This is a genomic window from Listeria aquatica FSL S10-1188 (assembly GCF_000525795.1).
In the GTDB taxonomy this organism is placed as follows: Bacteria; Bacillota; Bacilli; order Lactobacillales; family Listeriaceae; genus Listeria; species Listeria aquatica.
In genome coordinates this window covers 1-13,044 of record NZ_AOCG01000023.1, presented here as the reverse complement: position 1 = coordinate 13,044, position 13,044 = coordinate 1, and the positions used below count along the sequence as shown (strand labels likewise).

Sequence of the window (13,044 nt, the reverse complement as noted above, 5' to 3'; positions counted from 1 at the left end):
TTTTACACAGTGCTGCTTCTCAAAAGTACGGATGTCAATGCTTTGAATCAGGATGAAGCAAGGAAAGCAATGGGACAATTTGCGAGGTTCAATACCAATTATATTGAACCTTATAAGATCCTTTCCATGCGTTTTCCAGCAGATACAAAGGAACAACAAAGATACTGGAGAAAAATGCTTCAGCGAGCTTCTACGCCTTTGCAGAAAACTCGTTGTAAAGAGACTTTGAGAAAACTCCAACAAGTTGAAAATGAAAAATCCAATCAAGAATATTATTTATTCATTTACGGAAAAAGCATGCGAGAACTGAATAATAATTTTCAAAAAGTCATTCGATTGTCAGACACATACTTTTATGCGACGCAACTTGCACCCAAAAAAATTGAACAAATTCATAAAAAAGTATTTAACTTAAATTTAGTATTAGGGAATAAGGTGATGGAATGAATAAACTAACCAAAGCGATTCAGAAAAAAAGAAATAAAAAGAAAGAAGAAGTTCATCAAAATCGACTATTTTTGAGTCGACTAGCACCAGAAGGAGGCATTTCTTTTCGTGAAGATCGTTATGTGAAAACTGGAAATGGTTACGAAGCGTGTTTACATTTGATTGATACACCAGTCAATGTGCCTCAGTACTGGTTGACTGAACTCATTAATCGAGATGATACGGTAGTAGCGATGGATGTTGTGAGCGAAAATCGTGCGGTCACGTTAAAAAGACTGAAAAAAGCAATGTCTGAACAACAAGCTAGGACTTATGAAGAAAGACATATTCAAGAAAAATATACAGCTAAATACGAACTTGAGGTTTTAGAATCTTTAAACCGTCAAATTGCGGAACAAGGAGAAATTATGAAAGAAATGCATATCCGCATCTTTCTTTCAGCTAAAAGTCGAGAAGAGCTTGATAAAAAAATAGACGCCATTCAAGAAGACCTAGAAGGACGATCCTTTCGATCGTCCGTTTTTTTATTTGAGGAAAAAGATGAATGGCTTTCACGCATTCTTCCCATTGACGAACAGAAAAAATTCCCAAGTAAGCGTTCGGGAAAAGCGGTACCAGCATCAACACTTGGCGCTGGGTACTTTTTTGATCATACCTTTTTAAGTGATCCGTCTGGAATGGCATTAGCCACCACAGCAACGGGTGGTTCCTTTATTTGGGATATGTTTTCAGTTAATGGAAAACGAACCTTTTTTAATATTATTGTTCTAGGGAATATGGGGATGGGAAAATCAACATTACTCAAACTCATTGAAGAAGATGCCTTTGCTAAAAATTATTTTATACGAGGTTATGATAAAGTCCGTGATTATGAATACCTCGTAAAAGAACAAGGTGGAAAATATTTAACGCTCGATGGTACAAATGGAAAACTAAATCCCTTACAAATATATGCTACAGCTACAAAAGGGGATGAAGCGAAAGAAATTGATTTGGCAGGAAGTTTTCAGCAACATATTTCGAAAGTATGTACGCTTTTTCAGTTTATGAGCCAAGACGCCACAGATTCGGATATTAAAGTCTTTGAACAGCTCCTTACGGCTTTTTACATTCATGTGGGATTATGGGGAAAAGACCTTTCAGAAGAAGAGCTGAAGAAACGAGGCATTGTGAATCTTCCTCCAGAAGCTTATCCAACCATGAGTCAGTTTCTAGCTTTTTCTGAACAAGTTTTTGAGACGAAAAAAAAGAAACGGCATGTCGAGCAACATGCAAAATATGTATGAGAAAGTGAATTTGACTTTAAAAAACATGGTGGAAAGTTATGGAAATGTTTTCGATGGAACCACAACGATGCGTGATTTTTCACAAGAACAAGTCGTGTTTTTTGACATTCGTGGTCTATCCAATATGAAAAAACAAGTGTTTCACGCGCAACTTTATATGTCCCTTACTCTAATTTGGAATCATGCGATGCAACATGGTATGAAGATGAAACAAGCCATTGAAAATGGTGAGATTACTTTTGATGAAGCGATCAAGACATTAATTTTAATTGATGAGTGTCACAATCTAATCAACGAAAGTAATCTTTTTGCAGTTGAGACCATTACCAATTTCCAACGGGAAATGCGGAAATTTTTAGCAGGGATTATTTTCGCCACGCAATCGCCGAACGAAATGTTACCAGATGGAATGGATAGTTCTACACAAAGTAAACTACGAACAGTATTCAATTTAACACAATATAAATTTTTGATGGGGATGGATAGTTCAGTGATCCCAAAACTCAAAAGCGTGATGGAGGAAACTTTTACTCAAAACGAATATGAAATTATTACATCACTCGATAAAGGACAAGCTCTTTACTATGACCGAGAAAATAAAATGTTACTTGATATTGAAGCTTCACCTGAACAGTTAGATCGGTTTAAAGGTGGTGCTTAATTTTTATGGCCCAGCGAAATAATCAAAATCAGGAGCCTACCAAATCTTGGGGGCTTCTAATTCTGAGATTTTTAAGTGTGAAAGTGATACTTATCGTGATTCTTCTTTTTGTGGGGATAAGTGCGCTTGGCGTATTGATTGGGGGCTCTACTCAGCAGGATACTTTGGGTGTTGGAGGTGGTTGTTCCGTAAGTGGTGAACTCAATGAAGAAACTTTTAATCAAACACTTGAACAAGCAGGTGTATTTAAAGGTAAAGGAAACTTATTTATTTCCATCGCAAAAGAACAGAACATTGATCCCGTTTTATTTGCGGCGATTGCCATGAGTGAAACGGGGTGGGGAACAAGTAAAGCCGTTGTGGAAAAAAATAATCCTGGAGGGATTATGGATTCTGCGACAGGAATGAGTACGGTGAAGCGCTTCTCTTCTTTGAAGGAAGGAATGGAAGCGATGGGTGTCACACTACACAATCGAATTGTGGTGGATGGATTAACCACTATTGAAAAACTTGGCAATGTGTATGCGCCAATTGGTGTAGCCAACGACCCCAATAATTTAAATGCGAATTGGATTCCAACAGTCACCGCTATCGCTGACAAATTTGGTGGTCTTACAATGAATTGTTCGAACACTGGATCAAGTGGTGGCACTGGAAAATATATTATCCCAGTTAAAAATCCAAGAGTCAGTTCTGGTTTTTCTGATCGAATAAATCCAGTAACGGGAGTTCACGAAAGCCATAAAGGATTAGATTTTGCCCAACCCATTGGTTCTGATATTTTAGCTGCCGATGACGGAAAAGTGGTAGTGGTTATGAAACCAGCTGTTTCTGGATCAGGTTTTGGTGGCTATGGTTTCGTCACTTTAATTGAACATGGAAAGAACAAAGAATGGACGTTATATGGGCATCAATCTGAAATTCTGGTGAAAGTAGGACAAAAAGTCAAACAAGGACAAGTGATTGGTAAGGTGGGTTCTACGGGACAGAGCACAGGCCCACATCTCCACTTTGAAATTCGAAAAAAAAAAATGGGCGGACAAGTGGATCCAGCTCCTGTGCTTGGTGTACTTGCTACTTCTTAACAAAGAAAGGAATGAAGTTCGGTGAAAAAAATGCAAATTGGATTGATTATTACCTTATTTATAGCGGTAATATCTGTCTCTTTTTCAATCACACTTTGGCAAAATCGAGTAGAAATGAAACAAGAATTGAGTTCGTTTAAACAAAAAAATGAAGAGAAGGATCGAAAAATCCAACAATACAGAAATCAAACTATAAAAAAAGAGAGTGGAAATAATCAATCCCAAAAAAGTTCATCTTTAGATCAAGCAACAGATATTCTTGTTGCCAATAAAAAATTAATGGACGCTTTATTTAACTATACAACAATTGATAATCGTTTAGATCGTGCAAAGGACTATTTAACTGAAAGTCAATATCAAAAAATGAAAGAACAACAATCTGATCAGCAACAAAATGAAACGAAAAGTACACTTCAAGAATTAAAAGCATTTCCTTCCACTGAAGCGACAGCGAACAGTCAGGTTGTTATGAATGAAATAACGACCCAGATTAAAGTTGAAGAAACGGTCACACTACAACGTATGTACGTAAAAGTTGACTTTGAAAAAACGGATGGGGAGTGGAAAGCAACGAATCTCTTATTTACTGCAGTACCTACCAATGACGTGAAGCAGGTGGAAGAAAAATGAGCAAACAACAACGAAGAATATTGGGCATTACGATAGGCTTTCTGTTGGTTATTTTCTTTTGTCTGACAACAAAATCATATCAAGGAGTCGATGCAAGTAAGTATCCTTTGATCAAAACTTTTAGCAAGGTTAATGTGGGCAATGCAGATTATCAATTAGTTCAACAAGCGTATAATCCAAAAACCCATTATATGGAATTCCGGTTTTTGCGAACAAGTAGTTATGCGGAGCTAAATAAACCAAAAGTCAGAACAGAATTTGTAACGTATAAAGGACAAACAGTTCGAGCTACTACTAAAATGATTTCCGACGATTTTATATTAATTCAAGTTAAATCGATTCCGACTAAATTTACATTAGGAAAAATCGTCATTCAAGAAAAGTTGATAGATGATATTGGAGAAGCAAGTAAAACGTACGAAAGTGATCCTATTTATTTTTCGGAGGATAGCTTAGAAAAAGAACCACAACTGAAGCCTATTGCAAAATCTCAATATGAAAAAGAAAATATAAAAATGCGTATACAGGTTTTAGAAAGAAAAATCACCAAAAAAGAGAAACAAGTTCGTGCTTTACAAAAAAAACAATCGAGAAGCAAAAGCTTATTTGAAGGAGTTGCAAGGTGAAATAGATTTATTGGTGGGGTCAGACAGAGAAGATATGGAAAATAAAATTCAAACTGTGCAAACAGAATATGAAAACACTGCTGAAGAAATCAAGACGAACCAAGAGTATGTAAAAACCTACCAGAGACAGAAACAAAAATATCAAGATCAATTGAATGTTATAGACTAAGGAACCGATTAAGGAGGAGAAAAACGATGAGGCAGCAGAAAGATTTCAACAGCAGACAAAGAAGACCCCCCTGAAGAAGAGAGTTAGATGCAAGAGCATAAGGGAAACTGTCCCAGCTGTTGCTGTGACCTTGGCTGTGCCAAGGAGTTTCAGGTGGGACAAAAAAATTTAAAAAAGACGTATAAAAACCGTATAGAAAACGTATGTATTGTGGTTTAGGATGGTATAAAAAATGTATATAGAAAGGACGGATCCAATGGCAGAAATTAGAATACGTGAAATCGATGAAGCTTTGAAGAAATATTATAAAGAAAAAGCAAAGAAAAAAAAACATGACACTTAGCGCTTATATGACATCTCTTTTAGAAAAAAATATGTTCACCTATGAAATAGAGCAAAGAGAAAATAAGTTTTATCAAGTGATTGAAGATTTGGAGATAATTCTCAGTCGACAAACGGAAGTGATGGAAAAATTTCATGAAGATGTGCAGATATTGATGACTTCAAATATAGAAGAAAGAGGAATAACACATGGCAAGTAAAGAAAAAGTCACATTAACACTAAACTCAGAAACGAAAGAAAAATTAAATGGTTTCAAAGAAATCATTCCAGAAGTCACAAGCTTGTCAAATGCAGTGGATTACATTGTTAAGGATTATTGGCGCATCAAAAGAGAAATGGAATATATTGATGCGCAAACCTTAAATGCTGCACAAAAAATGACGGCAATGGATGTGAATATTTCTATTCTATCGGAAATGGTGACACATCTCTGTTATGAAACTGCCACCCAAATTGATGAGAACTTAGATTACTTTAAACGGGAGGACTTAAACTTGGAAACACCCACTGTGTTTGATCAAAGTGATCCTATGTATGCGTTATTTAGGAAACGAGTTTTAGATTATCGAAAACGAAAAAGACAACAGGAATATATATAAGGAATACAGAAAGGATTTAAAAAATGGGCAGACCAGGTATTGTGTTAGCCAGTAGTTTTGTATCGAGTACAGATGAAAAGTTTCAAAAATACGTGGAGTATATGAATCGTGAGGAGGCTATTCGAAATGAAGCCTTTGAAAAATATAATATCATTGCGTATGAACAATTTAATGATTATATGGAAAACCCAGCAAAAAGCTCGGGTCTTTTTTCGGCAACCGAAGATTATCTAGATGAAAAAAAAAGCGAACCAAATGAAAAAATGGTTTGCTGAAGCCCAAGCGAATGAAAGTAGTTTATGGCAAGATGTCTTTTCGTTTGATAATTCCTTTTTAGAAGAAGAAGGTCTTTACGATGGGAAAACAGGAGAACTAGATGAAAGAAAAATTCAACAAGCTGTTCGTGTTGCGATGGAGGAAAAGTTTGCTCGAGAAGGGCTAACGGACCATGGAATATGGACAGCCAGTATTCACTACAATACCGATAATATCCACGTGCATGTTGGTTCGGTCGAGATGGTGAATACCAAAGAAAAAGTCTTTCGCGAAATTAAAATCTTTAACAAAAAAACCCAACATTATGAAAGAACGGGGAATTTTGACTGGCAAAATAAAGGACGGGTCAAGCGAAAAACACTCGATTCAATGAAATCAAAATTTGCGAATAGTTTGATTGACAGAAGTCCAGAATTGAAAAAAAATTCATGAACTATCCAGAAACCATTTATTAAAAAACACGGTTCATCTTTCGAAGGAAGATCGTTATCTTTGTCAGCAATACCGAAATTTATTAAAAACATTACCTTCTGATCGAAAAAATTGGCAATACAATAAAAAGGAAATGGAACCCTTTCGAAAAGAAGTGAATCAAATTACGGATTACTATATGAAAGAAAAGAATCCGAAAGCCTACAAAGAATTGGTTCGTCTTTTAGACGATGAGGAACAAAAACGACTTCGTATTTATGGAGGTGGGGAAGAAAAACAGGGTTATCCCAAAGAGGAGGAAAGTAACCTTCAAATAGCTGGTAATGGCGAAAAAATAACGAATCATTATAAGGAAAATAAGCTACAAGAACTCTATGAGCGATCGGGAAATAAAATTTTAAGAGAACTGAAAAATATGACGAAAGAAGATCGAAAAGAACTTTTTCAGTTAGCTCAAGGACCGGGAAATCAACAAAAATATGATGGGAATTGGAAACCTGTCGCTCCATTTAAAAAGAGCTTATTTAACGAAAAAGTGATCCTTCATCAAATGAAAAAATTGGAAAAGGTCGTTGTCAACGAGCGAAACAAAATGAGGGATGAACAGGAATACGAACAACTGCAACAACAAATTTATCAGAGTCAAGCGACGCAGAGAGGTCGATAAGATGAAACGGTTAGGGGACAAAAAAAACATGGAAGGTTTTAGCGATTGGTTTTCTTCTACAGATAGGCTCGCAATTTCTTTTCAGTTTGATCATGTGGAAATGGAACCTGTCGAATCAAAACAATGAACAATTAGTTTCTCAATTGCAAACGAATTGGCTTTTATATGGCATCCTGCTTGTTTGTCTATCTCCAATGTTAGAAGAATGTATCAATCGATACATTCTTTTTTTGTGGCCATTAAAAAAAATTAAAACGCTGGAGATTTTTTCAAAGGAGAGAGGGGGTGGTCCTATGTGCTTGTTTGAGTAGTTTGCTTTTTGCAGTTCTCCATGGAGAACATTTTCTATGGCCGTACTTAACAATAGGTCTTATCTATTGTTGGGTAGCTTATAAAACCAACTGGATGGGAAGTGCATGTTTGCATGTTTTCAATAATTTTGTGGTTTTTATAAGTATGATGAATCACTAATAAGGAAGGAGAAGCTTATGAAAATAGATCCAAAAGTAAAAGAAATTCTAATCAAGCATATGAAAAATGACCCGACGTTGTCAATTAGCCATGCCAATCGAGGTGCAGTAAACCCGGAAGCTAAAATTCAAAGTGCCATTCGTTTTTCAAAAAGTGACACACCTCTGCGAATCAATGGAGATGCTCGAACGTTAGCTGCGCTTCGTAAAGAAATGGAGAAGCAGACATCTGAAACTATACAAATAGGAAAAGGGAGAGGGTTTTATTCAGAAGAATCGCATCTTGAAATTCCTATATATACGGAAAAGGAGTGGGATGAAAAAAGAATGGAATCTAACGAAAAGAAACTAGACAGAGCGATTCAGTTTCACGAAAATCTTGATCAAAATGAAAAAAAATTTCTATAAAGCGCTAGTTGGAAAGAAAAGACTAGAAGATCGACTTCATAAATGGGATAAAGATGAGATTCAAGAAGAATATGGACAGGATAAAGATGAAAAAGACCTATTAAAAGAATCAGATGAAAAAATTCTTGTTATGGGTGAACCCTTAACAGCTGATCAGAAACAAATAATTACAGAGCACATACAGCGTTTAGACGAACAGAAAGAAAAGCAATCTGAACAGCAAACTTACTTTCAATCGAATAAAGGATGGAGTAGGTAAAAAAAGACATAGGAAAGGAGCGTTCAGATGAAAACGGTCATTTTAGCTGAAAAGCCATCTCAAGCTAAAGAGTATGCTCAAGCCATGCATAAGCAGACGATGAAAAAAGGTTATCTTGAGATTGAAGATCCCTTATTTCCAGATGGAGCTGCTGTTACTTACGGATTTGGCCATTTAGTTGGGTTAAGTTTACCAAATGAGTATCCAGAATTTGAAGGTCCTTGGTCAATTGAAAAACTCCCTTATTTTCCGGAACCCATGAAATATCGAGTCGATCCAGAAAAAAGAACACAATTCCAGATCGTGAAACATTTACTACAAGAGGCCTCCACCATCATTATTGCAACGGATAGTGATCGAGAAGGAGAGTTGATTGCCTGGTTAATCTTAAACCAGGCAATCCCTGATCCAAAAAAGAAAACCATCCAACGATTATGGATTAATTCCCTTGAAAAAGAGGTGATTCGTAAAGGCTTTGCGACACTTAAAGATGCAAAAGAAACCTATCCTAAATACCTAGAAGCCCAAACGAGACAAAAGAGTGATTGGTTAGTGGGGATGAATCTATCCCCCCTTTATACGTTATACCTGCAAAAGCTCGGAATGAGAGGGACTTATCCTATTGGACGGGTTCAGACTCCTACTTTAATGATGGTCTATCAACGAAACAAAGAAATGGAAACCTTCAAGGTCACACCCTATTTTGAACTTGAACTACAAGTCAAGAAAGACGATCAAACTTTTTCTGCACGATTAAAGGAATCCCAGAAATTTAGTCATGAAACGGAACTTGCCCAATTCCTAAAGGAAAAGGGAGTGAATTTAGGGGAACAAATGGTTGAGGTTAAACGAATTGAAAAGAGCAAAAAAAGAAAAAACAAAGTCCACAACTCTTCTCCTTAAGTGCTTTACAGATTGTGATGAGTAAGACCTATCAGTCATCACCCAAGCAAACCTTACAAGCCGTGCAAGCACTCTATGAAAAGAAATGGTTAACATATCCAAGAACGGATACCCCATATATTACCGAGAATGAAATGGCGTACTTGAAAGAATATAAGAGTCAGTATCAAAAGATTTATGACATCAAGGAAGCATTAAAGCACACAGAAAGCCGTTCACGGTATGTGAATTCTAAAAAGGTACAAGAACATCACGCCATCATTCCAACAAGAAAAATTCCAACTTCGCAAGAATTAAAAAGTCTTTCAAACTTAGAACAACAGGTTTATGAACGGGTTCTTCGAACCACACTAGCCATGTTTGCCAATCCTTATCAATACGAAGAAACAAAGGTTGACCTACAATGTCAACAACTTGAATTCGTGGCTAAAGGAAAAGTGGAAATTGATAAAGGGTGGCGACGCCTGCTATCAGAGGTGAAAGAGGAGAAGAGAGAACCTGATCATACACTTCCTCCTTTAGAAGAAGATAGTAAGCTTCAGGCCGATTTAAAGCAAATTCAAAAAGAAACTACGCCACCGAAACCTTATACAGAGGGGACCTTAGTACAGGCGATGAAAAATGCCGGGAAAAAGATAGAAGATGAAAAAACAAAAGAAATTTTGAAAGAAGTCGAAGGCATTGGGACCGAAGCCACACGTGCGGATATACTCGAGAGATTGAAAAAACAGGCTTACATGGAAATCGTTAAAAATCAAATTGTGATCACAAATAAAGGAAAACAGTTAGGGCAAGTACTGGAAGAGGATAAACTTCTCAATAGTCCGGAAATGACAGCGGCGTGGGAAAAAGACTTAAAATCGATTAGTACGGGTTCATTAAACCAGGAAACGTTCATCAAACGAATTAAGCACCTCATCAAACAATACCTCAAACAAGTACCGGAGAGAATGAATCAAAGTAGAGAAGCACTTGAAAAACTTCAACAACAGAATGAACAAGTTTCCACAATCGGTACCTGCCCTTTATGTGGAAAAGCTGTCAAAGATAAAGGAAAGTTTTATGGGTGCGAGGGATATAGAGAGGATCCTTCCTGTACTTTTAGCATGAGTAAAGTCATTGCCGGGAAAAAACTTTCAGAAACACAGATCAAGAGTTTATTAAGCAAAGGAACCACTCCAGTTTTGAAGGGGTTTAAAAGTAAAGCAGGTAAATCCTTTGAAGCACAACTAAAGCTAATTGGCGGAAAGATTAATTTTGATTTTTCTGGCGTAAACAAGAAATAAAAAATTTAAAAAAGCATTCAGATGAATGTTTTTTTTAATGGATGAAGGAGAGATCAATAATGACTATCAGTTTATTAGTAGAACTAAAACATAATGAGAAACAGGCTGTTCTGTATGTTCCAGAGAATAATCAAGAGATGACCATTGACTTAACAGAGGAGGATTACAAAATGATTCAAATTTTAATTCCCAAAGACCCAAAGGAAGATGAAGAGATTTATCTTCCTTTTGATACTGGCACTCAAAAATTTGTATGGAATATTTTCGATTAAAGGAGAAAGACTTACATGAAAAATAAAAATTATAAAGTGAAATCACCAGAAGAAAAGAAACAAGAAATTGAGCATTTAACCAATGAAATGTACGAAAAAATGGAGAACTATACAACAAATCCAGAGGATTTAAAAGAATATCTCCAATTTATGTCACGATTTCCGAATTACTCCGCGAAGAATCAGCAACTAATCTATTCTCAAATGCCTGGTGCAACAGGCGTTGGTTCTTTTGCCTATTTTAAAAAACAAGGGCTATCAGTATTAAAAGGGCAAAAAGCTATTAAGATCTTTGTTCCTACACAGGTCACGCTCTTTCAAAGAGGGAAGGAATGGATACAGGTAAGCCAAGCAACGCCTGAAGAAAAAAACAAAAAATAAAATCTGGAGAGTTAAAAAATATTAAACAAATTCAACGATTCAAACTGGGCAATGTGTTTGATATTAGTCAAACGAATGCAAAAGAAAGTGACTATCCTAAACTTTTCCCAAAAACCTATCATTTTGAACATAATGGTGATTTAAAAGAGATTCGTGAAGGGCTGGAAAATATTGCTAAGAAACAAGGACTTACAGTGATGGAAGTTGATGATTTGGGCAGTACAAAAGGCGCTTATCTTCAATTAATGCGTGAAGACAATCAAAAATCAGTGAAAGAATGGATCGAATTAAATCAAGATTCAAGCCCAAGTCACCAAGTAAGTACGCTAATACATGAACTGGCGCATTCTCGTCTTCACAATGCAGAAACAATTAAAAAAAAATAAAATAGAAAATGGTGGGAAACAACCATCAGCCGCCATTCAAGAATTACAAGCTGAAATGACCGCTTACGTTGTAGCTAGCAAATTTGGTATGGATACTGAAGAAAAGTCATTACCTTATATAGCTGGGTGGACAAATAATGGTCAGAAAATTGAAGATAGACTTGCTGTATTGAGCGATGTGCAGCGTGTATCCAAGGATTTGATTACAGAATTAGAAGAGGAATTAGATCCATCCTTAAAAAAGGAACAGAAAATTGAGAAAAACAACTACGAAAAAGATGATGGCAATGAGCAAGCAACCTACTATCAATCAGGTAAATCTGATTTAGTAAGATAATCTTTCAAAAGGAACTCATATCTTAAAATGGGTTCCCTTTTTATGAAAAGGAGATACGCTATGCCAAAGAATATAATCGAATATGAATCGCCAGAAGAAGTATTAAAGGATTTAAATGCTCGGTCACATGGAAAATATTATTTATGTACTTGCCCAAGCTGTCAGCAAGCCGAAGCTTTCATGTATAAGTCAAATCCAACGGTTATTTATTGTAATCGACAAAATAAATGTGGAGAAACGACACGTATCCATTATACGAATCAGGAACAAAGTGCCGTTTTTCAAGAACAGTCCCAACAAAAGAAGCGAACCAAAAGATGGTTGTCATCTGCTGAACGAGAGGAATTAAAGGTGCTGACAGCGAATATGCGTTACTTTACGGATCAACTCGGTTCTTTTGATCATGAGAAAGGAAGGGAATATCGAGGCTTGCACCGAGGGACCTATCAAAGTCACGTGATTATTACCCCGGACGATAAATTCGGGACACGGTTGTTACAAGCTTTTCCTGGTTTGATGCGAAGATATGGGCGAACCGAACAATCACAGAAACGGTTTGAAAATCGAGATGTAGTGATCCCTTTTTATGATGAACAAGGAAAGGTAGACCGTTTATTATTACGTTCTACCTCTCCTGATGTGGTTTATAACAAAGAATATCCGAAAGAACTACATTGTGTGGTGCAGTATCAAAAAGAGCAGACGAAAAATTTCCAGCATACGATCACTTCAACCGAAAAATCACCTATCTTACTGACAGAGTCTGTGTTGAATGCCTTATCGGTGAAGGAAGTCGATCCGGATGTCGAATTCATTGCGGCTACAGGAGTGAACCATACCCGACAAATGAAAGAATACGTCGAACAACAGCCAGCCCCTTTTCAAGAGCGAGGAGTGATCCTTGCCTTTGATCCAGATCAAGCAGGTCAGAAGGAACAAGAAAAATGGAAGACATTTTTTCGAACCCAACAAATTCCTTACAAGGAGTTTCCATATCCGGATCAGAAACGTGATTTAAATGATCTACTGCAGGATCATCCAGAACCTTTTCAAAAGACTTGGCAACAAGTCACCAAACAATTCCAAAATCGTCTTCAGTTGCGGCAGGGAAAGGAAGCGCA

Annotated in this window: 22 protein-coding genes and 1 pseudogene; all 23 read left to right on the top strand. The window is 36.6% G+C overall.

Annotation, left to right across the window (positions count from 1 at the left end; translation table 11 throughout):
- A partial coding sequence (locus MAQA_RS13175; RefSeq protein WP_206537561.1) for a hypothetical protein occupies positions 1-447 on the top strand: 447 nt, incomplete at its 5' end.
- Positions 444-1,733 carry a hypothetical protein gene (locus tag MAQA_RS13170; protein ID WP_036074537.1) on the top strand — a complete coding sequence of 430 codons (1,290 nt, stop codon included), beginning with the start codon at positions 444-446 and terminating at the stop codon, positions 1,731-1,733. The genes MAQA_RS13175 and MAQA_RS13170, both read left to right, overlap by 4 nt.
- 10 nt (positions 1,734-1,743) lie before the next feature.
- Positions 1,744-2,394 carry a zonular occludens toxin domain-containing protein gene (locus MAQA_RS13165; RefSeq protein WP_206537560.1) on the top strand — a complete coding sequence of 217 codons (651 nt, stop codon included), beginning with the start codon at positions 1,744-1,746 and terminating at the stop codon, positions 2,392-2,394.
- Positions 2,395-2,399: 5 nt separating this feature from the next.
- Positions 2,400-3,479 (top strand): peptidoglycan DD-metalloendopeptidase family protein, encoded by a 1,080-nt coding sequence (locus MAQA_RS13160; protein WP_052008636.1) that lies wholly within the window; start codon positions 2,400-2,402, stop codon positions 3,477-3,479.
- A 21-nt stretch (positions 3,480-3,500) separates the two neighbouring features.
- Entirely contained in the window at positions 3,501-4,109 is a 609-nt protein-coding gene (locus tag MAQA_RS13155) for a hypothetical protein (protein WP_036074534.1), read from the top strand.
- Positions 4,106-4,735, top strand: a complete 630-nt coding sequence (locus tag MAQA_RS13150) for a hypothetical protein (RefSeq protein WP_036074533.1) — start codon at positions 4,106-4,108, stop codon at positions 4,733-4,735. Before MAQA_RS13155 ends, MAQA_RS13150 begins: the two co-directional genes overlap by 4 nt.
- 10 nt (positions 4,736-4,745) lie before the next feature.
- Positions 4,746-4,904 (top strand): hypothetical protein, encoded by a 159-nt coding sequence (locus MAQA_RS13145; RefSeq protein ID WP_159099986.1) that lies wholly within the window; start codon positions 4,746-4,748, stop codon positions 4,902-4,904.
- Positions 4,905-5,236: 332 nt separating this feature from the next.
- Positions 5,237-5,446: a hypothetical protein gene (locus MAQA_RS13140; protein ID WP_036074530.1), complete on the top strand. Its 210-nt coding sequence runs from the start codon at positions 5,237-5,239 to the stop codon at positions 5,444-5,446.
- Positions 5,436-5,846, top strand: coding sequence for a hypothetical protein (locus MAQA_RS13135; protein WP_036074527.1), 411 nt, complete (start codon positions 5,436-5,438; stop codon positions 5,844-5,846). Before MAQA_RS13140 ends, MAQA_RS13135 begins: the two co-directional genes overlap by 11 nt.
- 23 nt (positions 5,847-5,869) lie before the next feature.
- Positions 5,870-6,121, top strand: coding sequence for a relaxase MobL (mobL, locus tag MAQA_RS14000; protein WP_052008635.1), 252 nt, complete (start codon positions 5,870-5,872; stop codon positions 6,119-6,121).
- Complete coding sequence (mobL, locus tag MAQA_RS16310; RefSeq protein ID WP_052008634.1) at positions 6,081-6,554, top strand: relaxase MobL; 474 nt, start codon at positions 6,081-6,083, stop codon at positions 6,552-6,554. The genes mobL (MAQA_RS14000) and mobL (MAQA_RS16310) overlap by 41 nt, the downstream gene beginning before the upstream one ends.
- Entirely contained in the window at positions 6,547-7,221 is a 675-nt protein-coding gene (gene mobL, locus MAQA_RS16305) for a relaxase MobL (RefSeq protein ID WP_159099988.1), read from the top strand. The genes mobL (MAQA_RS16310) and mobL (MAQA_RS16305) overlap by 8 nt, the downstream gene beginning before the upstream one ends.
- Before the next feature lies 1 nt (position 7,222).
- Entirely contained in the window at positions 7,223-7,348 is a 126-nt protein-coding gene (locus MAQA_RS16300) for a hypothetical protein (protein WP_277619994.1), read from the top strand.
- 149 nt (positions 7,349-7,497) lie between these two features.
- A pseudogene (locus tag MAQA_RS16720) lies at positions 7,498-7,692 on the top strand (CPBP family glutamic-type intramembrane protease); the annotation flags it as partial.
- Between the two features lie 17 nt (positions 7,693-7,709).
- Entirely contained in the window at positions 7,710-8,099 is a 390-nt protein-coding gene (locus MAQA_RS13125; protein ID WP_036074525.1) for a hypothetical protein, read from the top strand.
- Positions 8,080-8,358, top strand: coding sequence for a hypothetical protein (locus MAQA_RS13120; RefSeq protein WP_036074523.1), 279 nt, complete (start codon positions 8,080-8,082; stop codon positions 8,356-8,358). Before MAQA_RS13125 ends, MAQA_RS13120 begins: the two co-directional genes overlap by 20 nt.
- Positions 8,359-8,385: 27 nt before the next feature.
- Positions 8,386-9,261: a DNA topoisomerase gene (locus MAQA_RS14950; RefSeq protein WP_206537559.1), complete on the top strand. Its 876-nt coding sequence runs from the start codon at positions 8,386-8,388 to the stop codon at positions 9,259-9,261.
- Between the two features lie 17 nt (positions 9,262-9,278).
- A complete protein-coding gene (locus tag MAQA_RS14945) occupies positions 9,279-10,547 on the top strand; it encodes a type IA DNA topoisomerase (protein WP_206537558.1) in 1,269 nt (422 codons plus the stop codon).
- A gap of 59 nt (positions 10,548-10,606) precedes the next feature.
- The gene (locus MAQA_RS13110) at positions 10,607-10,819 is read left to right on the top strand and encodes a hypothetical protein (protein WP_036074521.1); all 213 of its coding nucleotides are present in this window, start codon (positions 10,607-10,609) and stop codon (positions 10,817-10,819) included.
- 15 nt (positions 10,820-10,834) lie between these two features.
- The gene (locus MAQA_RS13985; RefSeq protein WP_052008632.1) at positions 10,835-11,200 is read left to right on the top strand and encodes an ArdC-like ssDNA-binding domain-containing protein; all 366 of its coding nucleotides are present in this window, start codon (positions 10,835-10,837) and stop codon (positions 11,198-11,200) included.
- Between the two features lie 53 nt (positions 11,201-11,253).
- The gene (locus MAQA_RS13980) at positions 11,254-11,586 is read left to right on the top strand and encodes an ImmA/IrrE family metallo-endopeptidase (RefSeq protein WP_052008631.1); all 333 of its coding nucleotides are present in this window, start codon (positions 11,254-11,256) and stop codon (positions 11,584-11,586) included.
- A complete protein-coding gene (locus tag MAQA_RS13975; RefSeq protein WP_159099984.1) occupies positions 11,534-11,923 on the top strand; it encodes a hypothetical protein in 390 nt (129 codons plus the stop codon). Before MAQA_RS13980 ends, MAQA_RS13975 begins: the two co-directional genes overlap by 53 nt.
- Positions 11,924-11,983: 60 nt before the next feature.
- Positions 11,984-13,044 (top strand): toprim domain-containing protein (locus MAQA_RS13100; protein ID WP_036074520.1); only part of this gene is annotated, 1,061 nt, incomplete at its 3' end.

What these genes read in the sequence shown, in the direction of transcription:
- MAQA_RS13125 (WP_036074525.1), top strand. Translation starts at nt 7,710, where the DNA reads ATGAAAATAGATCCAAAAGTAAAAGAAATTCTAATCAAGCATATGAAA.
- mobL (WP_052008635.1), top strand. Translation starts at nt 5,870, where the DNA reads ATGGGCAGACCAGGTATTGTGTTAGCCAGTAGTTTTGTATCGAGTACA.
- MAQA_RS13160 (WP_052008636.1), top strand. Translation starts at nt 2,400, where the DNA reads ATGGCCCAGCGAAATAATCAAAATCAGGAGCCTACCAAATCTTGGGGG.
- MAQA_RS13135 (WP_036074527.1), top strand. Translation starts at nt 5,436, where the DNA reads ATGGCAAGTAAAGAAAAAGTCACATTAACACTAAACTCAGAAACGAAA.
- MAQA_RS16300 (WP_277619994.1), top strand. Translation starts at nt 7,223, where the DNA reads ATGAAACGGTTAGGGGACAAAAAAAACATGGAAGGTTTTAGCGATTGG.
- MAQA_RS13170 (WP_036074537.1), top strand. Translation starts at nt 444, where the DNA reads ATGAATAAACTAACCAAAGCGATTCAGAAAAAAAGAAATAAAAAGAAA.
- MAQA_RS13120 (WP_036074523.1), top strand. Translation starts at nt 8,080, where the DNA reads ATGAAAAAAAATTTCTATAAAGCGCTAGTTGGAAAGAAAAGACTAGAA.
- MAQA_RS13985 (WP_052008632.1), top strand. Translation starts at nt 10,835, where the DNA reads ATGAAAAATAAAAATTATAAAGTGAAATCACCAGAAGAAAAGAAACAA.
- MAQA_RS13975 (WP_159099984.1), top strand. Translation starts at nt 11,534, where the DNA reads ATGAACTGGCGCATTCTCGTCTTCACAATGCAGAAACAATTAAAAAAA.
- MAQA_RS13150 (WP_036074533.1), top strand. Translation starts at nt 4,106, where the DNA reads ATGAGCAAACAACAACGAAGAATATTGGGCATTACGATAGGCTTTCTG.
- MAQA_RS14945 (WP_206537558.1), top strand. Translation starts at nt 9,279, where the DNA reads ATGAGTAAGACCTATCAGTCATCACCCAAGCAAACCTTACAAGCCGTG.
- mobL (WP_052008634.1), top strand. Translation starts at nt 6,081, where the DNA reads ATGAAAAAAAAAGCGAACCAAATGAAAAAATGGTTTGCTGAAGCCCAA.
- MAQA_RS13110 (WP_036074521.1), top strand. Translation starts at nt 10,607, where the DNA reads ATGACTATCAGTTTATTAGTAGAACTAAAACATAATGAGAAACAGGCT.
- MAQA_RS13140 (WP_036074530.1), top strand. Translation starts at nt 5,237, where the DNA reads ATGACACTTAGCGCTTATATGACATCTCTTTTAGAAAAAAATATGTTC.
- MAQA_RS14950 (WP_206537559.1), top strand. Translation starts at nt 8,386, where the DNA reads ATGAAAACGGTCATTTTAGCTGAAAAGCCATCTCAAGCTAAAGAGTAT.